This is a genomic window from Streptococcus tangpeifui (assembly GCF_011038795.1).
Classification (GTDB): Bacteria; Bacillota; Bacilli; order Lactobacillales; family Streptococcaceae; genus Streptococcus; species Streptococcus tangpeifui.
Genome location: NZ_JAAKDU010000019.1, coordinates 1 through 21,534, shown reverse-complemented (window position 1 = coordinate 21,534; position 21,534 = coordinate 1). Strand labels below are relative to the sequence as shown.

Below are 21,534 nucleotides of genomic sequence, written 5' to 3'. Positions count from 1 at the left end.
AGAGAGCTTATCTACCGAATTTTAGTCGTATTTTTATACTCATGCTTATCGCATATTTTGGGGTGCTCGTCAGTAGAGTGGATCAGTTTTGCCCTCGATTACTAGAATCATTAACTCGTCAACCACAAAGCCCTCACTAAGATTATACACCTAGTGAGGGCTGTGTGTCCGTTTTCATTATTCTGTGGGTGAGGGCGGAGCCATCATGGATGTCTTGCCCAGCTTTTTTAAGCGCTTAATTTAATTTCAAAAATAGTTCCTGTCGGTTCATTATCACGAACAGAGATAGTTCCTTTCAAGGCATCCACAATCTGCTTAGCTAAAGATAGCCCTAAGCCAAAACCACCGGTCTGACGATTGCGAGCTTTATCAATCCGGTAAAAGCGGTCAAAAATCTTTATCTTATCTTCCTCGCTAATACCAGCCCCATTATCCGCAACTGAGATAAGCATTTTGCCTGCTTCGCTAGTAACGCTAATATCAATAGCCCCATCTTCTCCTGTGTACTTAACAGCATTATCAAAGAGAATGGTCATGACTTGCTTAATTAATGTCTTATCAGATTTCATCGGTAAATCAAGCTGATTACGACAGGTTAAACTTTTGCCATTTTCCTCAGCAATCATTTGGTAATTCTCAAAAATACTGTCAAAGAAAGCTGGCTCAATTTCTTCAATGTTAGGATTAAGATGATCATCTCGCCTAGCTAAATTCAACAGATTGGTAGTTAAAATCCGCATATTCCGGACTTCTTCCAAACTAGAAGCAATAGTTTCATAATTGTCCAAAATCGTTTGGTCTGGCTTACGAAAAAGACTCTCTAAACGGTTTTGCAAAACCGTCAGAGGTGTCCGCAATTCATGACTGGCATCCTCAACAAAATTCTTTTGCCTTTCATAACTTTCCACAATCGGCTTACGTGACCAATTGGCCAGATAGACACTGGCAAAGACTGACAATAGCCAGAAGGTTACCATCACCGATATAATGATAATTTGATAACGAGAATTAACACTATCCAGCTGATTGACGCTAATGGCAATAGTGACATAAGCAACCTTAGGAAATTGCTTGTCTGATACCGCAATGGTCTTATAGCGGTAGTGTTCCTTCTCGCGAAAACTACCATCAATACTAACCTCGTTGACATCACCCAGTTCATCCCGATTCATTTTCAGTTTGTTCAGTCCGGAAAAAATTTCTGAGCTATTGAGTACCTTGCCATTTTTATCATACATGACTGTTTCAATCGTAGCATTCAATTCCACATGGGATTTGTTTTGTTCTGGACTACCTGAAGCATTTGCATCAGCGGGAAGAGTCGTCCCATTTCCCAAAAAATCATCCCCATCAGTAAAGATGGAGAGATCTGAATCATCATTACCATCAAAGGCTGAGTAAAGACTCGCCTTATACATATTCATATAGATATAGGAGTTAACACTTTCAGCTGCCTTATCGAGGTTGTCATCAACTGATGAATAAATCCCAATCCGCATGATTTGCAAAATCAAAATGGTCATCACCAAGAAAATTACGGTGAAGACAGATAGGAAGTGAAGAAAAGTCGAGAATCCTTCAGAAAAGAGACCCTTCTTTAACTTATTGAACATCCTTTAAGATATACCCCACACTACGTAGTGTTTGCAAGTTTTGCTCGAAATCTGTTCCTTTGAGCTTTTTACGAATCTTAGAAACATAAACTTCAACAACTGAGACAGTTGTATCGCTGTCAAACCCCCAAATGCGATCGAAAATTTGTGTCTTAGGCAAAATAACATTTTGGTTTTGAAGGAAATAAACCAAAAGATCAAATTCTTTACCTAAAAGTTCAACAACTTTACCATCAACGGTTACCGTATTAGTTGACGTATCACAATCTAAATTTCCGTAAGTAAGAAGCTTATCATTGATTTTACCAGAACGCTTCAAGAGTGCTTGAATCCGCATTTTCAATTCTTCCAAATAGAATGGCTTGGTCAAGTAGTCATCGGCACCGAGTTCAAAACCATGTCCTTTATCATCCAAAGCTTCTTTAGCAGTTGTAATCAAGACAGGGGTTGGGATACCTTTGTCACGCAGCTCTTTCAAGACAGTAAAACCATCTTTTTCCGGCAACATCAAATCGAGCAGAATCAAATCATAAACACCAGTTTCTGCTTCAAAGAGGCCTTCCTCCCCATCGAAAACTTGAGTAACTTCAGCAAAGTCATCCAAAAAATCGAAAACAGAATTTGAAAGGCTAAGGTCATCTTCTACTAATAAAATTTTAATCATATATCTGTACTCCAATCTTTCCTCTATCTTATCATAAATCCAGTACCTTGTCGCCGAAAACTTAATCTGACAATAAGAATTTTTACCTAATAAATTCTATCCAGAATGCGCGAACTAATCACTAATACTCAGAGAAAATCAAAAAATAAGTCGGGCAACAAAACGTAGACAGTATTTGGTCATGACAAGATGAGGTTAACAACATGTAGTTTTGATTTTCAAAAAGTTAAAATAAGTCGTTCGACTGACACCAGTCTAGCAAGACTTGCTAAAAAGCGACTGAACCTGTCTAAGCAAAAAGAGAGTGGGATAAAAATCAGTAAACCGTGATAAAAATCACGGCTTTGATTTTCCTCGCTCTCCCGCTTTAAGGCTCAGGCCTCTGCCACTTTCTTATTTTTAGGTGGCAGGCTTTAGCAGTCTATCCCCAGACTGCCAAAGTCCACTGGAGCATTTTGACACTTGCTTTGCAAGCTTTATTTCCCGATTAAAAAGCTCTACCAGAGCTTTTTAACCCACCTTCGCACAGCTCAAACATACTAAGATTAGTAGTGAGGAAATCTCCGACGGGAGACAGTGACAGTCCTCACTACTTTTTCTTTATGATAAAGTAGAGGTGTCTTGTTAAGTCGTAAGACCTTTTGAGGTTGGAAATAAGATGAACAAGGTTCATCAGATTAGTAACCTCCAACAGTTTTACAAACTGTTGAAGCTATCACTTACGTGGTAATTAAACAGTCCTGTAGACTGTTTAAGGGGAGCCTGAAAATGAGACTGCGCCCTAGCCCTAAGATAAGGACAGCCAATCAGCAGTAGTTCATTGGTGCTAAAGTACCTAATGAACTGTGCAGGGGTAAGCTATCATGGCTGTTTGTCCCAGACCCTAGGCTTTATTTGGCAACAGCTAGGTCGATAGCTACTTCAACCGCAGCCTTGTCTTTTTTAATCAAGTCAATGCGAGCAGAGATTTCCTTGATACCCATTGTTATATTTCTAGCAATGGCTTTATCACCAAGTTGAGGTTCAAAGAAAGCCTTATAATCAGCTAGACGTGCATCTGTCTTAAAGTTATTAGAAGGGTAAATCACAAACTTATCAAAGCTCATGTCACCACCCAAAGTCGTCTTGATCCACTCCCAATTTTCCTTGGCCCAATTCCAAACCTTACCTTGAGTGAAGTCTTGCTGCAAGAAATAAGCATACCAAGTTGCTAAATCTTGTGGTTTCACAACATCTTTATCCTTCCACTGAGTTAGAATATGAACCAAAGTTGCAGGATCCTTAGTATAAGAAAGCGCATTAGAGAGTTGGCGCTTAAAGATTCCATCTGTACTTGCCACATAGGCAGAAAGATACTGTTCAACTAAAGCTGGGGTCTCAGAATGTTTCATTTCATTAACTAAAACTGACAAGCGAATTGAGGCCGGAATAGCTTCGATATTAGCTTGATATTCTTGGAAAATAGCGTGTGCTTGCGCAATGGCACTCTCATCATCAGCCTTGAGCATGAGATGAATAGCTGATTGACGAACCATTTCATCTTCATCAGCTTCTCCAGCAATTTTTTCAAAACCTAGGCGATTAAAGTTGTTTTCCGCGACCTTCTTAATCAAGCTCTTGAAGTTGTCCTCGGTGCTTGTTCCTTCATCAACAAAGCTATCCAAACCTGAAATAATTTGTTGGCCAGCTGCTGCGACCAGATAGGAACTTTCTTCTGGCAGCTTATTGAGCAAGGTAACAAGATCAGCGTAAGAAACTTCACCGCTTTCAGCTAACAGACGGCGTTCCTGCAAAACCTGCAGTTTGGCTGTCTTATCTAAATTAGCAAAATCGGCTAGAACGTCATCCAAAAGTTTGCCTTGATAGTTAGTAATATAATGGGCTGTATTGTCGGTATTCAAACGCAATGCCCCAGCCCCTTTATTCTGAGCGACTAGACTTGAGTAATTAGGAATGGTCAAACTAGCTTCAGACAAAGTATCCGGAAGGCCAGACCAATTACTATTTAGTGGAATCTGCCAGGAGCGATTCCTATCTTCATGTTCTCCAATAAAGAACTGCTTCTGACTGAGAATCAGATTATCATCAAGGACTTGGACAGTCACAACTGGATAGCCTGGCTGTTCCAACCAAGCATCCATAAAGCTAGCGACATCCTTTTCGGAACTTGCTGAAAGAGCATTCCACAAATCGCGACCGATCGTATTACGATACTGATGTTTTTCGAAATAACTTTTAAGCCCTGCTGCAAAGTCCTTATCTCCTAACCAGCGACGGAGCATGTGCATGAGGCGACTTCCCTTAGCATAAACAATAGCTGGATCAAAGAGAGTATTGATTTCATCAGGATGATTGACCGCTACATGAACAGACTGCACCCCATCGGTAGCATCTCGCTTAAGAGCTAGAGGAACACCTGTTGTTTGGAAATCTTCAAAGATATTCCAATTTGGCTCAATAGCATCAACCGAAACGTATTCCATCATGTTGGCGAAGGACTCATTGAGCCAAAGATCATCCCACCATTTCATAGTAACCAGATTGCCAAACCACTGATGGGCTAATTCATGGGCAATCACTAAAGCCACCTGTTGTCGGGTACTGACCGTTGAATTTTCATCAACCACCAAATAAACTTCACGATAGGTTACCAACCCCCAGTTTTCCATAGCCCCTGCTGAAAAATCAGGCAGAGCCAAATGATAAGAATGAGGAATGGGATAAGCAACACCATAATAATCCTCATAAAAATCAATAACACGGACAGCAATATCCAGAGCAAAGTCTAAAGACGAAGCCTTATGGGCCTTGGTAGAAAAAACACCAACCTCGGTACCATTCTTAGTCTGAGCTTTCTTAGCCTGCAAATCACCTAGAGCAAAAGCTAAAAGGTAAGAAGACATTCTTGGTGTCGTCGCAAAGGTCCAAATGCCTGTTTCCTGACGTAATTCAATATTAGTCTCAGGCATATTTGAGATGACTACTTCCCCATCTTCTTGGTCAAATTTAATAGCCAAATCAAAGGTAGCCTTAGCTTCTGGTTCGTCGATAGACGGGAAGGCTTCTCGAGCAAAATGACTTTCAAATTGTGTGGCAATCACTTCTTTTTTGACACCATTAACCGTATAATAAGACGGATAAATCCCCGTCATATTATCTGTAATTTTACCTGAGAATTCTAATACTAGAGTCATATTCCCCGTTTCAGGCAAGTCGAGATGGACCGCTTCCTTTTCAGAATCCAGATTAAACTCCACCTCCTGATTATCCAAAAGGACCGAAGTGACTATCAAATCTTTCTGATGAAAGGAAACCTGATTATCTAAGGCCTCACCACTGATAGCAACATTCCCTGAGAAAGTCTTTGCCTTTCGGTTAATATCCAGAAAAATATTGTAATTTTCAGGTACAAATTTTTCGATAAAATGTTCTACTGAATTCATAAAACTCCTCAATTTTTTATAAATTTTACAAGACTTTATCCTGCTTCTTAGACCAAAAAAGATTGGTCAAAACCAATCTCAATTATAACATAATCATTATTAAAGTTCGATAATTTTTCCTGTCTTAAGATAGACAACCCATTCACAGAGATTGCGAGCATAATCTCCAATGCGTTCCAAATACATTAAGACTTGGAAATATTCCTTAGCCGCAAAAGCGGCATCTGGATTAGCCTTGATAGCCTCCACTGTCATATTTTGCGTTTCAATAAAAAGATTATCAATATGCTCATCATGAGCTGCTACCGCATAGGCAGCCGCTTCATCAGCCTTGATATAGACATTCATGGCTTCCTCAACCATATCTCGGACAGCACGCCCCATTTTATTAATGGCCTCTTCAACCGATGTAATTCGCTCTTCGCCTTTCATCCGAATAGTAGCCTTAGCAATAGCTGAAGCATGATCTCCCATACGCTCAACATCGCTAGATGCCTTGAGCACAGTAATGACTGAACGTAAATCAGTCGATACAGGCTGTTGCAGGGCAATGATTTCCAAAGATTTCTTTTCTAATTTCGTTTCATAGTTATTGACAATCTCGTCTGACTCAATAACTTCCTTGGCCAACTGCCGATCGTGGCTGATAAAAGCGCGAACTGTCTTACTGATTTGGGAACTGACTTCAGTCCCCATAGCATAAAACTGATTATGCAATTTATCTAATTCGTCTTCAAATTGTGTACGTAACATAAAATCATTTCTTTCTATCTATTTAGTCGTCGAGACTAACCAAATTTACCACTGATATAATCTTCAGTCTCTTCATGGGCAGGATTGAGGAACATTTCCTTGGTTGAATTAAATTCAATTAAGTCACCATCCAAGAAAAAACCTGTCTTATCGGAAATCCGAGACGCTTGCTGCATAGAGCGTGTCACAATGAGCATGGTGTATTGATCTTTCAGACCATAGAGGGTTTCTTCAATCTTCCCCGAAGAAATCGGATCAAGAGCAGATGTCGGCTCGTCCATTAAAATAATTTTGGGACTGGTTGCTAATACACGAGCAATACAAACCCGCTGCTGCTGCCCACCAGACAAGCCCAGGGCTGAATCGTGCAGACGGTCTTTAACCTCATCCCAGATGGAAGCTCCAATCAAGGACGTCTCTACTGCTTCATCCAAAACAGCCTTATCTTTAATTCCTTTGATACGAAGACCATAGGTGACATTTTCATAAATGGTCATAGGAAATGGGTTGGGCTGCTGAAAGACCATACCAATTTCCTTACGTAATTCTACCGTATCAGTCCTTGGTCCGTAGATATTATGACCGTTGTAAGTGATGGCCCCTGTCAAGGTTACTTCAGGATTAAGGTCTCCCATACGGTTGATAGCCCTCAGCAGAGTTGACTTACCTGAACCAGAAGGTCCAATCAAGGTAGTAATCTCATTAGGCATAAAATCCATAGTAATATTATTCAGAGCTTTTTTTTGATTATAGTAGACCGACAGGTCTTTCACCTGCAAAATAGGTTCTGTCATAAGATTCCTTTCTATCCGAAACGGCCAGAAACATAATCGCTGGTCGATTGACACTGCGCATTTTGGAAAATCTTAGCCGTCTTGTCATACTCAATCAAATCCCCTAAATAAAAGAAGGCTGTATAGTCGCTGACACGGGCAGCCTGTTGCATATTATGGGTAACGATAATAATCGAATAGTCCTTCTTGAGCTCGGCCATTGTTTCTTCCAACTGCATGGTCGCAATCGGATCCAAGGCTGAAGCCGGTTCATCCATTAGGAGAATGTCTGGCTTAACCGAAATAGCCCGAGCGATACAAAGACGCTGCTGTTGCCCACCAGATAAGGTAAAAGCAGACTTATGAAGATCATCCTTGACCTGATCCCAAAGTGCTGCTTGCTTGAGTGATTTCTCAACAATCTCATCTAAGACTTGTTTATCCTTTATACCAGCACGCTCGTGAGCAAAGGTGATATTTTTATAGATAGATTTTGCAAAAGGATTAGGACGCTGAAAAACCATGCCAATATGCTTGCGCATAGCATAAACATTGATTTCAGGACGATTGATGTCAATCCCTTCATACCAAATCTCACCCGTTACCCTAGCAATATCAATGGTATCATTCATACGATTGAGACTGCGCAAGAAAGTTGATTTCCCACAGCCCGATGGGCCGATAAAGGCTGTAATTTTATTTTTTTCAAACTGCATATCAATGCCCTTGATGGCTTCATTTTGGCCATAATAAACATGCAAATCCTTGGTCTCAAGTGCCAATTCTTTGCCTTCAAAAGTCATGATATGACGCTCATTCCAATTATATTCTGCCATATATATTCCTTATTTATTTCGCCGATGTCAAGCGAGCATGCAATTTCTTGCCCAGATAGCGAGCAGAGAGATTAAAGATTAAAATGAAAATGAGAAGGATGGCGGCACTACCAGCCGACACCATGGTCGCATCAGGGATGGTCCCTTCGCTGTTAACCTTCCAAATGTGGACAGCCAGCGTTTCAGATTGTCTAAAAATCGAGATAGGGCTCGTAACGCTTAAAGGATTCCAATTATTCCAATCAAGAGCAGGAGCTGACTGCCCTGCTGTATAGATAAGCGCTGCTGCCTCACCAAAGATACGTCCGGAAGCCAATACAACCCCCGTAACGATACTAGGAATTGCTTCTGGAATAACCACATGAAGCACTGTTTCCCAACGAGAAAGCCCTAATGCCAACCCTGCTTCGCGCTGCGTATGATGGACATTGCGCAAACTATCCTCGACTGTCCGTGTCATTTGCGGCAAGTTAAAGACAGTTAAAGCCAAAGCACCCGAGATAATAGAAAAGCCATATTGAAACTGGACAACAAAAATCAAATAACCAAAGAGGCCTACTACAACAGAGGGCAACGAGGACAAAATCTCAATACAAGTTCGGATAAAATCTGTCAAACGTCCTTTTTTAGCATATTCAGCCAGATAAATCCCAGCTCCCATAGAAAGAGGAATGGAAATGATTAGTGTGATAACCAATAAAAAGAGGGAATTATAGAGTTGGACACCGATACCGCCCCCAGCTTCATACGAAGAAGACTTCCCTGTCAGAAAGTGCCAGCTGACATGCGGCAGTCCTCTGAGTAAAATGTAGAGAATTAAAGCAGCCAGTATAGTAACAATGATACCAGCAATCGTGTAGAGGATTGCCGTCATAACTTTATCAAATTGTTTAGCGTTCATAGTTTACTTTTTTCTCCCTCGTAATAAACCTCATCAGCATATTAAAGGCCAAACTCATAATCAACAGAACCAAGGCCAAGGACCAGAGAACATTATTCTGAACTGTTCCCATAACAGTATTTCCGATGCCCATGGTTAGAACTGACGTTAAGGTTGACGCTGGAGTAATCAGCGAAGTTGGCATAACAGCTGAATTTCCGACAACCATCTGAATAGCCAAAGCTTCACCAAAAGCACGCGCCATTCCAAAGACAACAGCTGTGAAAATCCCTGGCTTAGCAGCGTGTAGAATGACGCGCCAAATTGTTTGCCAACGTGTAGCCCCCATAGCCAGACTAGCTTCACGATAATGACGAGGAACCGAACGCAAGCTATCCGTTGTCATAAAGGTAACAGTAGGCAGAATCATGACGAAGAGCACAAAAACTCCCGAAAGGATCCCAAAACCGGTACCACCGAACAGTGTACGGACAGCTGGTACAACCACTTGCAAACCAATAAAACCATAAACTACTGATGGAATCCCTGTCAGAAGTTCAATAGCAGGCTGAAGCAGGCGCGCTCCCCGCTTGGGAGAAATCTCTGTCATAAAGATAGCAGCTCCAATCGCAAACGGCGTTGCAATCAAGGCCGATAAAATAGTAACAATGAAAGACCCCGTAATCATCGGTAGAGCTCCCATCATATATTGCCCGTGAGCATCTTTGACCGATGGTTTCCAGTTTTTTCCAAATAGAAAATCAAAGATATTGACACCATCAACAAAAAAAGTTGATAAGCCTTTTTGAGCTACAAAAATTAAAATCATGGCGACAATAAAGGCAATTAGCATCAAACAAAGAAAGGAGATGGTCTTGCCAAATTTTTCCAGCCGTGAATTTTTCGATGGCGAAGTTAACTGTGTCGCCAAATCCTGTTTTTTCATGAAAACTCCTCTTATTTAGTTGTCACATTACCATCAGCGTCTTTAACGACCTTCATATCATTAATGGAAATGTAACCCATGTCTTTAACGACCCCATTTTGAACCTCATCACTAAGGATATAATCCAAGAATTCCTTGGTTAAACCTGTAGCTTTCCCTTTGGTATACATATGCTCATAGGACCAGAGAGGCCAATCATTGGTGGTGACATTTTTTGCAGTTGGGGCATGTCCATTAAGCTTAACAGTCGCTACGCTATCATCAACGTAAGCAAAAGCCAAATATGAGATAGCTCCAGGAGTCTGTGACACAATAGAGCGAACCATACCGTTTGAATCCTGTTCTTGGCTCTGTTTGCTCTCCTTATTTTTCATGATAACACTGTCAAAAGTTGAGCGGGTTCCTGAGCCAGCTGCGCGATTGATAATGGTAATTTCCAAATCCTTACCGCCCAATTGTTTCCAATTGGTATATTCTCCAGTAAAGATTTTTTGCAGCTGCTCGGGCGTTAGATTTTTCATCCCTACCTCTTTATTCGCAATAACGGCGATCCCTGCGACAGCAACCTGATGATCAACGAGTTTGCTGGCATCAATACCACTTTTTTCCTCAGCAAAGACATCACTGTTACCAATCTGGACCGCACCGGATTGAACTTGAGATAAGCCTGTTCCAGATCCACCGCCTTGAACGTTGATAATCTTACCTTGATTCTTTTCAGAAAAACTGTCAGCTGCTCCTTCTACCAAAGGTTGCAGGGCTGTTGATCCAACAGAAGTAATATTCTCTCCTCTGTCAATCCAGCTGGCGCAGGCAGACAGACAAAAGAGAGCTGCCCCCATCATCGCAAGGAGAAACAAACGTTTTTTATTCCATTTTTTCATCTTCAATTCCTGTCAATTTAGTTCTAAAATCAAGCGATTGTAATATATAATTGGAAGCATCAAACCTCCACTCCTAATGATAACACATTACTTTTATTTTGGATATACCAGTTTTCATTGTAACAAAACTGTTACATCATGGGGAAAAGCGCAAACCTTTAGGGAAATAATTTTTTAAGGTTCCATTAACCAGTTTGGCAAATCCAAGACCATTGCCGCCCGCTAAAACCTGATACCAGCCATTGCTGTGCTCACCATCAATGGCTACTGTATTCCCAGAGACATAGGCTCTGAAGTCTTCTTCGCTTAAGGTCAAGCTATAATTGACTTGATCACTAGTCAGAGCTAACCCCAAAGCAAATGAAGGTTCAAATCGCTTCTTTTTAAAGGTTCCAAGATGGAGTCCATTGCGGGCTATCTTTAGGCCCGACAAATCAGGCAGGTCTTTAGGAAGACAGTAGAGCTCATCACCGAAGGTCTGCAGTATACCTGTTAGCTTGATGTTTAATAGCCGGTCCGCAAACTCCTGCCAGAGGCGCTTCTGCTCTTGAGTCAAATTGCTCTTAGGAGATTTGACTTTTAGGGGCTTCTTGAGCACAGGCCGTCTATCTTGCAGATGAGCGATGAACTGTCCCTCTCCCTTAAAACGATGAGGATATATTCGAGCGGTTTCAGGCATATCAATGCCGTCAACCATCCCATTAATTTTTTCAATTGGCAGCAAACGTAGATCAGGATAATGCTTCAAAAGCCAAGAGATAACAGTTTCGTTTTCTTCCGGAGCCCAAGTACAAGTAGAGTAAACAAGACGGCCACCAGGAGCCAGCATAGTCATGGCTTCTTTTAGAATCTCTCTTTGCAAGCCGGCACATTGAACCGGATAGTCCTGATACCAATATTGAATAGCCTCTGTATCTTTGCGAAACATCCCTTCGCCGGAACAGGGAGCATCAAGGACAATCAGGTCAAAATAAGCTGGGAAAATTTTAGCTAAACGCTGGGGAGACTCATTTGTCACCACAACATTACGCGCCCCGAAACGCTCGACATTTTCCACTAAAACCTTGCTGCGTTTTTTTGAAATCTCGTTACTGACGAGGAGTCCAGTATTATCTAAGTAGGAAAGTAAATGAGTTGTCTTACCACCAGGAGCAGCCGCCAAGTCTAAAACCTTCATGCCCTTGGCCGGAGCGGCAACTTGCCCCACCATCTGAGCAGCTGGTTCTTGTGAATAGACCAAACCGGTAACATGCTCAATAGACTTGCCTGAAATCTTGCCATAATAGCCCCAGAGTGTATGAGGGATTGCATTAGGAAAACTTTGTGGTACTTTTTTTAAAGGGTTTAAGCGAAAAGCGGACACAGCTTCTTGCTGCAGACTTGTCAAAAACTCATCACTGCTATCCCCTAAAATTGCTTGATATTTTTCAATAAAGTCCTTAGGTAATGTCATAAAAGCATTATACCAAAAAAGGCTAGTGGTTTGCACCATTCTAACCTTTTTAAAAGCATTTTCTATCTACAGCGAGAGACTTACTTTCGCTGATGAATCCTACATTCTAAAATCTGCCCCAAGGGAAGAAATCTCGAAGATCAAAGAAATCATAACCGCCGAAGCCATAATCTCTGAAACTGTAACCATAACGATTCCTTTCAGTATGACGTGGATAATGATAGAAGTATCCATTTAGAGAATAACGATTCTGATGACGAGGACGTTCATAAATCTGATTGCTAGATCGTCTTGACCTTTGGACTAAAACACCATTTGCATTAAAGTAAAGTCGTTGTCCATCGATGACCTGCCAACCAGTTACGGCAATACCATTTTTATCAAAGTAGAACGTTTCACCGTCTGAATTTTTAACAAACTGGTTAGAAACCATATTCCCGTACTCTTTATCGAAATATCTTACTTTACCTTTATCATCAGTAATAAAGCCGCCCTTAACTTGGAAACCATAAGCATCGTAGAATTGGGTGTAGGTCTTGTACTTACCTTTGACTTGAGTCAAGCCAACATCCATAATGCCATTGGTGAAATGACGCCATTTATTACCAAATTGATAGTAGCCATTCTCGTAACGCGTACCATCTCCAGTGAAATAAGATTTTTTACCTTGAGCATTGGTGATAAACTGGTTCACGGCCATATTACCATACTGTTTATCGAAGTATCTCACCTTACCGTCTTTATCAGTTACAAGTTCTCCTTTGATTTGGAAACCTTGAGCATCATAGTATTGGGTATAAGTTTTGGATTTACCTTTGACTTGGGTTAGACCTACAGCCATGACACCATTTTCAAAATGACGCCATTTATCGCCAAATGGATAGTAGCCATTTTCAAGGCGTTTTCCTTGACTGTTGAAGTAATAGCTCTTACCGGCATTATCCGTATAAATGCCATCTTTCAGAGCCTTACCATCTTTTCCGAAGTAATAAGTTGCACCGTTAATCTTTTGCATACCTGTAACCATGTATCCCTTTTGATCAAAGTAATACAAGTTATTATTTTCAGTGATAAAGCTAGATTTCGCCTGTACACCATTCTTATAGTAAACATAGCCCTTACCATCATGAGAAATACCTGAAACAGATGGTTTTGAAGGCTGAGAAGGTTTTGAAGGCTGAGATGGCTCAGATGGTTTCGACGGAGTTGTTGACTTACTAAACAAGGCTGTTGGCAAGTAGAGCTTATTGTCTGTCAGATTGAAATAGCCCTTGCTGTCACCCAGCACATATTTAGCTCCACGGCCTAAAATATTAGAACCATTGAAGTACTTAGCCGACCAGTTAGTAATCTTAACCGAACCATCAATTGGTTTTCCTGTAGAAATCTGTTTGGTCGTGAAGAGACTTGGGTAGAGCTTTTGCAGCTCATCTAAGAATTTACCGCCATATTGCTCTTGGTAATCACCATAAGTCTTGGTATTGACTACATAAGGCGTCTTGTTGATCGTCGCACCAGCCTTAGGTCTACCATATTGGTCAACCCGAGTCGCTGTGACTACTTCTTTGCCTGGCAGGTTATACATTTGATCTGGTACCCAGTCAGATAGAACCTTGATACCAGCTTGGTGCAAGCTCTTAATAGCATTGGCCAAATCTTCTTTGGAACCATACTTGTTGTTCTTACTCATGGCCAAGTCGTAGCGATCGCTAAAGGCGTAACCATTTAGAACAACAGAATCCAAGAAGGTTCCGTCTTCTGATGACACATACTGCGGTGCCATTTCAAATTGGGTAATGCCCCATGATTTAAAGAGATTTGCATTCTTAGCAATCACCGCATTGGTATATTGTTCAGGTGTCTTAGCAAAAGCTTGGAAATTAGAGAAACCTTCATAGATCACTTGGGAATCCAAGGCATCGCTCTGAGTATAGATATTAGATGATTTGTTACGTCTGGTGCTAGGAGCAATGCGAACATCCTGATTGTCAGCAGCACCAACTGGTACCCAAACTTGAATCATCCCTGAAACTTGAGCATTGGCAACACCACGAAGTTCTGAGGCATTGAAAATTAACCGTCCTTGGTTATCAGTATATTTATATTGACTGCTCTTAACATCACTGTCATTCAAATAAGTCGCAATACCTGTTGAAGTCGAAAGCAAGAGCGGACGGTAAGCTTGATTAGTATGGGCCGCTCCCATATTGAGAGTCACACCACGATTAGCTTGGAAGTTTGGTATATTGTTTATCAGGAGCGCCATACCTGATGTACGTGTTTCACTTGTTCCACGATCTGTTACACTATTAGCTCCCTTACCGTAACGGACAGAAGTCAAAATCCCGCCATTCCAATCTCTATTATACCCTGCAGTTTGACCGCCAGCAACGTATTTGATACGTGCCTTGAGCATGGTTTCAATGGCATTGTAGAACGGGGTCTTTGTGGCCATGTATTGACCGTCATCTGTGTACATATCACCATAATAAACACGGGTCACTGTATCTTTATTTTGCAGCATCCAAGCATAGGCCATTGGAAGGTTGTTGATATAGTACTGCTTATCTGTCGCGTACATATCTTTATTATAGATAGCAAAGGCCTTTTCTAAGTCATCTAAGGTGATATTGGTTAGACCATCGGTATTCGCTTTTCCTAAACGCTCCCGAATGATGGTGGCAATCCGAGTTTGTACTTCCGAATCATGAGCCCGAATAAAGACGTAGTTAGGAACCGGATCAGCACTGTTGGTTCGGCTGCGATTTTGCAAACCAGCTGTGGCTAAAGTACTCAAATCGCTACGGTAGGCTGACGCATACCCGAAAGCTCTCAACATAGCACTGCGTTGGTCATTATCGATAGACAAGGAGAAATTATCCTGATCTCTGACATAATCATTATCATTACCAGACCAAGCTTCTAAGATTGACAAATGATCAATGGCATTCTTTTCATTTTGGTCAATACCGTATTTGGCCTTGTAGTAATCGCGCTGAATCTGCAAAAGGTCAGCATCGACATTATCCACTGCATCAACCCGAACGCCATCAAAGTTAGCTTCCTTATCACCCATGACAATCTCACCCCAGTTCATGAGGTAATGGAAATGGTTGAGTTGTTCAGCTTGAACGATTGGGTTAGAGTTATCAACATCGTTAGCCAAAAGTAACTCATAACCACCATAAGAAGATTTATGGTAATTGACACGGCCATTTTGCTGAGTAGGATTGCGGTTGAGCAAGCGCCAATCTGAGTTAGCATGAGCCGTTGCTTCGTTATTGCTAAAGAGTAAGGCTCCCCCTTGGAAGTGGTCCTGATTAGGGTAAGCTGTTGGATTTTCCGAATTGATATTCCACTGAGATTGCGATTGAACAAACTGACTCATCTTATTGCGCAACCAAGTCGTATTCCCTTCGGAAGCAATTCTCTTTTCAATAGCGGTCTGAATAGCCTGAGCAGCGCTATCAAGATTACGGGAATTTTGTGTATAGGTACCAGAAACTAGACCTTCCTTAGCCCAGAAATTAACATAGGCAGCCTTGGTTGCTGTATCTGGCCACCAAGACATCAAGATAGGACGAAAATCGTTTTCACCACTGGCTGTCCACGTTTGACCATTTTTCAAGATAGCTTTAGGACGATACCAAGAATCAGCCGTCAGGTAGTTATCAACTGTTTCAAAACTGCTGGCCTGATTGCTATAAGCCTGATTATTGGTTGCAAAATCATTCACTGATGGTGTCTGTACTAACTTAGATAAGTTTAAATTATCAAGCTTAGGAGTCGTCAGCTCAGGTCTTTCAGCAACCAAACGATTAACGTCTGTCTTAACTGTTTCTGGTTTGGTTTGCACCAGGCGGTTAACTTGCCTAGCAGCCCTCGGTTGAGCCACAGCCGCTTGAGTGGTTTGTAACTGGCTCTCTTCTGCCTCGGCAGGCGCTTGACTGACTTGGCTTGTAACATTGGCTTGATCGGCACCCTTGTTCACTGAAAGATCAGCACTTTCTTCAACTTCTGTTTGGACAAGATCAACTTGAGCTGACGGCGCAATCTGAACGGCTTGCTGCTCTGTCACAGTTTGGGGTTCCGCAACTGCGGTTTGACTAGTTACAAGAACCTGATCAGCTGCCGACGCATCGCTAGTCACTACCGAGTCTGCATTTACAGTGCTTACCCCCAATAGCGTCATTGAAACGGCTGCTGTCGCAATGGCCACAGTTACCCAGCGCTTCTTAACCTTTCGCATCTTGTAATGCAATTTTGTTTCTCTCTCCATGAAAAACTCCTTTATCTTTATTTATTCGATAATTGAAATAGTATTTCTCATCAAAATATTTCAACATCCTAATTATCATAACATATCATTGGATTTATTACTAGTCAGTTATATTAATTTTACAAAAATATTTCCTGTTTTTTAATAAAGACAACTTCAAATCAAAATTGGCTTCAATTGTTTGCACTTAGTTAGGCTCAAAAAATTAGAAGCAAACAAGTCAAGGCCTTAGATAAATCCGTTATCACTGGATTTAACACGGCAAGTCCTATGGGATCTTGGCTAAAGCCCTCACTAACTCGCCTACCGCAATAATATCGATTGCTTCGGCTCGTATCGCAAGGCCTTAGATAAACCCGTTATCGCTGAATCTAATACAATACGAGACTGAGCAAAAACTCTCCAGTATTCCTATTTTGGAATAAACGCTTGGTTCAGTGCAGGCGAAGCAAAAATACAGTAAACTGAAGTCATTGACTTATTGTTTCGATTTTTAAAAAGTATTAAAAAATCTTCGTGCAGCTCTATAAAGAAAGGCAAGAAAAAAATCTGAGACAAAAGTCCAGATTCTTTAACATTGTTTTAAATTTACTAGATGGACGCAGTGGTTGGGAATAAGACTGGTTAGCTAGCCCAACTTAGTCTCATCCCTGCACAGTTCATGAGATACTTTACCACCAATGAACCACTGTTGATTGGCTTATTTTGCAACTGGGTGCTTTTTAATTTTTAGACACCTACCTTAAACACTACTGGACTGTTTAAGGACTACGCAAGGAGTAGTGGCCAGCCTAAATTGTGATGAACGCCGTTCATCCTATCTCCATCCTCAAAAGGTCTTACGACTTAACAAGACACCTCTACTTTATCATAAAGAAAAAGTAGTGAGGACTGTCACTGTCTCCCGTCGGAGATTTCCTCACTACTAATCTTAGTATGTTTGAGCTGTGCAGAGGTGGGTTAAAAAGCTCTGGTAGAGCTTTTTAATCGGGAAATAAAGCTTGCAAAGCAAGTGTCAAAATACTCCAGTGGACTTTGGCAGTCTGGGAATAATAGACTGCCAAAGCCTGCCACTTAAAAACAGGACAGGGGCAAAGATCTGAGTCCTAAAACAAGAGAGCTAGGGACATCAAAGCCGCGATTTTATCACGATTTACTGATTGAATCCTACTCCCAACTTCCTCTTTGTTTATTTATGAATGATTTTTTTGACCCTTGCTACCTCTGCCTGTGGAATGAACATAACCGCCTGACGATTTTTGTAATCTAAGGGCTCTCCCGCCATGGTTAAGAGTTCATAACCTAATTTCTTTCCCATAATAGTTGCCGCTGCATAGTCCCAAGGGGAAATCGACGAGCAATAACCAAAGAACTCACCTTCCAGAACCCGACTCATACTGATACCAGCACTACCTAAGACTCTGACACCAAGAAGCTCCTTGGAAAAGTCAGCTAAGCCAAGGTAGTTATTAGCATACATACTGCCATTTGCTCCCAGCAGTTGGCGACTCAAGGGACGAGCCTGATAAGAGAGTAAAGGACGACCGTTACAAGTTACTTCAAAATGGCCACCGCCGCTATAAAGCTTATCGCCTGTAACATCATAGATGAGACCAAATTTGCCAATTCCTTCCTCGTAGTAGGCAATCATAATCGCAAAGTCTCGCTTTTGAGCGATAAAATTGACCGTTCCATCAATTGGATCCAAGACCCACACATGACCTAACTGGAGATCATGATAGAGGCCGTTTTCTTCTCCAAGGATATAATCATCAGGATAGGCTTGCTGAATACACTCAACCATAAAATCTTGCGTATCCTTATCAATATTAGTGACCAGATCATCAAAACGGGTCTTTTCCTCAATCTGTAAATCTTCTGTCATCCGTTTACGGACGTAATCCGCTGCCTGTCGAATTAAGTTCTGAGCAAATTTAAATTTAATGTCCAAGGGAAATCCACCCTTCTTCTTTTCTTTTTGCTTTTGCTGCTTGAAGAGCTCGATAGCTGGAGTAGCCGCTAGCTTTTTCAAAAGCACGGTCAATCTGTTTTTCTTCCATCTTGCTTGGTATCACCTTTTTGAAGTCCCGATAAGCTTCCATAAAGGCTTTAACATCAACTCTGGATTCATAAGCCTCTTCAACACGATTCAAAAAAGAAAGCACTGATGAAATCTCGTCAGTGCTCCATGAAGAATCGAGCGGATAAGAATAATTCTTAGTCATGATTTCTCTCTAATTCTGCTCTAATTGTTGCTTGACGTAACTCTTGCTCCCGATAATGGCGAGGCAAAAAGGCTCGAATTTCATCTTCGTTAAAACCTATTTGCATCCGCTTTTTATCCAAGATGATTGGTCGACGAAGCAAGCTTGGATTTTTAGCAATCAAATCAATTAATTCTGAAATGGATAAATCGTCAACATCTATATCAAGTTTTTGAAAAACCTTTGAGCGTGTCGAAATGATATCTTCAGTTCCATTTTCGGTCAAAGCTAAAATAGCTCGTAATTCATCTGCCGATAAAGGACTGGTAATAATATTATGTTCTTGAAAAGCTACCTCATGGTTGGTTAACCAGGCGCGGGCTTTACGACAACTAGTGCAGCTAGGCGATAAAAATAGTGTAATCATAAAGTCATTAATAACCCTTTCACCCTGCCATTATACACAAAAAAAGCCAAAAATTCCAGATAAAATTAAGCCAACCCATATCACTAACTAGAGATTTAGAAGGGCCAATCGTTAGCCAGTTTTTGATCTTGCCGGAGCTGGTCAACTAAGTCATCTATTCCGTTGAATTTAATCATCTCACGAATTTTATATAACCAGATGATTTCAAGCTCTTCACCATAGATGTCCCCAGAGAAGTCAAAAATATTGGCTTCCAAACGGAGGGTAGTCCCGCCGAAGGTAACATTCTTACCAATGCTAGTCATGGCTCGGTACCTCTGTCCCTTTAACAAGATATCCGTGACGTAGACCCCATCGGCGGGAAGAAAAGTCCGGTCAAGAGGAGCCAGATTAGCTGTTGGAAAACCAATAGTTCGGCCTCTTGCGTCTCCATGAACGACAAGCCCTCTAGTTGAAAACTCATGTCCTAAGAGCTGATTAGCCTTGTCAACTTGACCTTGACTAATCAAGTTACGGATGCGAGTAGAGGAAATCTTTTGCCTATCTTGGGTGACTTCTGCCACTTTGACAAGTTGACCAGAAAAATTTCTTGCCAAGTAATCCGCATCGCTTCGATCATGGCCAAACTTATAATCAAAACCAACAACAATCGTTTGAGCTTTCAGAGCCTTAATATAGGTCTTAATAAACGCATCAGAAGCTATTTGTGCGAAGTTTGACGTGAAATTTGTCAGATAGAGATAGTCCACCCCGTAATCCGCAAACTTAGCATAGCGTTTCTCTGGGGAAAGAATATGATTAAGTAAATCAGGTTCAAAACGTGAGAAAGCTAATTTAGGAGACTCATAAAAAGTCAGGACAGCCATTTTTAACTGTTTTTCCTCAGCCAATGCCTTGGCGCGGTCAAAAAGAACCTTATGTCCCTTATGAAGGGCATCAAAATAGCCCAAAACAAGGACTGTTTCCTCTTCTTGTCGAATATCGTGATAATCTTTAATTGAAATAATTTCCATTGTTTCTCAAATAAAAACCTTACGCGGTTTGTAGCTCTGATCACACTTTTCTAAAATAGCTACCAAATGTCCCTGATAGAAGGCCGCCAAGATCTGTTCTTGTGACTCTTCAGTTTGCAAGTCAATAAAGCGACCAAATGAGATATCCTGCTTTTGTTTATCAGACAGGTCTACATGGGGAAGATCTAAGACACCATACTCGATTGGCAAAAGAAAATCATAGTCTCCCGCAGCAACCCTATCAGCAAGTTCAGATAAAGTATAGGCTTGCTCAAGCTGCAATCCGGCTGAAGCAGTTCGCCTGAGAGCAGACATATGGCTGGCATAACCAAGCCTAGCCCCTAAATCAACTGCCAAAGTCCGAACATAGGTTCCCTTGCTACAGGATACTCGAAAATCAAAATGACATACACCATCTTCAAAGCTTAAGGGAGATGTCCGAACAAACTCTCCAATTGTCACTTGACGCCGAGGACGCTCAACAGTCTCACCTGCCCTAGCATACTCATAAAGCTTGCGACCATTGACTTTGACAGCAGAATACATAGGCGGTACTTGTGTGATTTTCCCTAAAAAGCTAGACATAGCTTGGTCAACTTGTTCATCTGTCAGTTGCTCCTCCCTACTAATAGGAGTTTTATGAACAAGCTGGCCACTAGCATCCTCGGTAGTAGTCGAATAACCTAGGGTAACCTGCCCCTCATAAACCTTACCGCTTTCGGTCATGTATTCTAAGACACGGGTTGCCTTGCCAACCGCAATAGGCAGAACTCCCGTCACATCGGGATCAAGGGTACCTCCGTGGCCAATTTTTTTTTCTTGCAAAATCTTTCGCAATTTAAAAACTGCATCATGACTGGTCATACCAGCTTCTTTTTTAAGATTAATAATACCGTTAATCATTCTGATATTATACCTTTTTTTGGAACTAAAAGAAAGGGAGTGGAAAAAACCAAAAATTGAAAATTTTGGTTCTCCCCACATCCTGGTTTTAAAGTGATAACCTGAAACGGTCTCTCCTCAGACCGTTTTTGACACTTGCTTTGCAAGTTTTATTTCCCGATTCAAAAAGTCTCCCAGACCTTTTGAATTGAGGCTGGAAATAAGATGAACGATGGCCATCACATTCGTTTAGGTTTTCTGATTTGGTGCAGGGGTAAGACTTCTTGGCGTAGCCAACAAGTCTTGCTCCCAACCACTGCGCCAAAAGTTTATTACAAAACAGGAAGGCTGGACGAGTTTTATACGAAAACTACAAAGAATGCAAAAATTCCCTCCCTATGATATAATCAAAGCGAAAAAAATTATATTTAGACTACTAGCTCGTCCCTAGTAGTCTTTTTCTGTGCTAAAAATTCAGAATAAG

The 21,534-nt window shown here is 41.3% G+C and carries 16 protein-coding genes; all 16 read right to left on the bottom strand.

Features of this window, described 5'->3' with window-relative positions:
• Positions 1–227: 227 nt before the first annotated feature.
• On the bottom strand, positions 228–1,613 hold the full coding sequence (locus G7Y32_RS10270) for a sensor histidine kinase (protein WP_165213433.1): 1,386 nt from the start codon (positions 1,611–1,613) through the stop codon (positions 228–230).
• Positions 1,603–2,277 carry a response regulator transcription factor gene (locus G7Y32_RS10265; RefSeq protein WP_165213431.1) on the bottom strand — a complete coding sequence of 225 codons (675 nt, stop codon included), beginning with the start codon at positions 2,275–2,277 and terminating at the stop codon, positions 1,603–1,605. The genes G7Y32_RS10270 and G7Y32_RS10265 overlap by 11 nt, the downstream gene beginning before the upstream one ends.
• 890 nt (positions 2,278–3,167) lie before the next feature.
• Positions 3,168–5,720 carry a M1 family metallopeptidase gene (locus G7Y32_RS10260; protein ID WP_165213429.1) on the bottom strand — a complete coding sequence of 851 codons (2,553 nt, stop codon included), beginning with the start codon at positions 5,718–5,720 and terminating at the stop codon, positions 3,168–3,170.
• A 99-nt stretch (positions 5,721–5,819) separates the two neighbouring features.
• Positions 5,820–6,473: a phosphate signaling complex protein PhoU gene (phoU, locus tag G7Y32_RS10255; protein WP_004227639.1), complete on the bottom strand. Its 654-nt coding sequence runs from the start codon at positions 6,471–6,473 to the stop codon at positions 5,820–5,822.
• Positions 6,474–6,508: 35 nt separating this feature from the next.
• On the bottom strand, positions 6,509–7,267 hold the full coding sequence (gene pstB, locus G7Y32_RS10250) for a phosphate ABC transporter ATP-binding protein PstB (protein WP_165213427.1): 759 nt from the start codon (positions 7,265–7,267) through the stop codon (positions 6,509–6,511).
• An 11-nt stretch (positions 7,268–7,278) separates the two neighbouring features.
• Positions 7,279–8,082 carry a phosphate ABC transporter ATP-binding protein PstB gene (gene pstB / locus G7Y32_RS10245; protein WP_165213425.1) on the bottom strand — a complete coding sequence of 268 codons (804 nt, stop codon included), beginning with the start codon at positions 8,080–8,082 and terminating at the stop codon, positions 7,279–7,281.
• A 13-nt stretch (positions 8,083–8,095) separates the two neighbouring features.
• A complete protein-coding gene (gene pstA / locus G7Y32_RS10240; protein WP_165213423.1) occupies positions 8,096–8,983 on the bottom strand; it encodes a phosphate ABC transporter permease PstA in 888 nt (295 codons plus the stop codon).
• Positions 8,973–9,908 carry a phosphate ABC transporter permease subunit PstC gene (pstC, locus tag G7Y32_RS10235; protein WP_165213421.1) on the bottom strand — a complete coding sequence of 312 codons (936 nt, stop codon included), beginning with the start codon at positions 9,906–9,908 and terminating at the stop codon, positions 8,973–8,975. The genes pstA and pstC overlap by 11 nt, the downstream gene beginning before the upstream one ends.
• 11 nt (positions 9,909–9,919) lie before the next feature.
• Positions 9,920–10,792 (bottom strand): phosphate ABC transporter substrate-binding protein PstS family protein, encoded by an 873-nt coding sequence (locus tag G7Y32_RS10230; protein WP_165213419.1) that lies wholly within the window; start codon positions 10,790–10,792, stop codon positions 9,920–9,922.
• A 136-nt stretch (positions 10,793–10,928) separates the two neighbouring features.
• Positions 10,929–12,245 (bottom strand): RsmF rRNA methyltransferase first C-terminal domain-containing protein, encoded by a 1,317-nt coding sequence (locus G7Y32_RS10225; RefSeq protein WP_165213417.1) that lies wholly within the window; start codon positions 12,243–12,245, stop codon positions 10,929–10,931.
• A 106-nt stretch (positions 12,246–12,351) separates the two neighbouring features.
• Positions 12,352–16,524, bottom strand: a complete 4,173-nt coding sequence (locus G7Y32_RS10220; RefSeq protein WP_165213415.1) for a glycoside hydrolase family 70 protein — start codon at positions 16,522–16,524, stop codon at positions 12,352–12,354.
• Between the two features lie 1,189 nt (positions 16,525–17,713).
• Positions 17,714–18,475, bottom strand: coding sequence for an inositol monophosphatase family protein (locus G7Y32_RS10215; RefSeq protein WP_165213413.1), 762 nt, complete (start codon positions 18,473–18,475; stop codon positions 17,714–17,716).
• Positions 18,465–18,749, bottom strand: a complete 285-nt coding sequence (locus tag G7Y32_RS10210) for a UPF0223 family protein (protein ID WP_165213411.1) — start codon at positions 18,747–18,749, stop codon at positions 18,465–18,467. The genes G7Y32_RS10215 and G7Y32_RS10210 overlap by 11 nt, the downstream gene beginning before the upstream one ends.
• Positions 18,742–19,155, bottom strand: a complete 414-nt coding sequence (locus G7Y32_RS10205; RefSeq protein ID WP_165213409.1) for a Spx/MgsR family RNA polymerase-binding regulatory protein — start codon at positions 19,153–19,155, stop codon at positions 18,742–18,744. Before G7Y32_RS10205 ends, G7Y32_RS10210 begins: the two co-directional genes overlap by 8 nt.
• A gap of 95 nt (positions 19,156–19,250) precedes the next feature.
• Positions 19,251–20,168: a bifunctional riboflavin kinase/FAD synthetase gene (locus tag G7Y32_RS10200; protein WP_165213407.1), complete on the bottom strand. Its 918-nt coding sequence runs from the start codon at positions 20,166–20,168 to the stop codon at positions 19,251–19,253.
• Between the two features lie 6 nt (positions 20,169–20,174).
• Positions 20,175–21,071: a tRNA pseudouridine(55) synthase TruB gene (truB, locus tag G7Y32_RS10195; RefSeq protein ID WP_165213405.1), complete on the bottom strand. Its 897-nt coding sequence runs from the start codon at positions 21,069–21,071 to the stop codon at positions 20,175–20,177.
• Positions 21,072–21,534 lie beyond the last annotated feature (463 nt).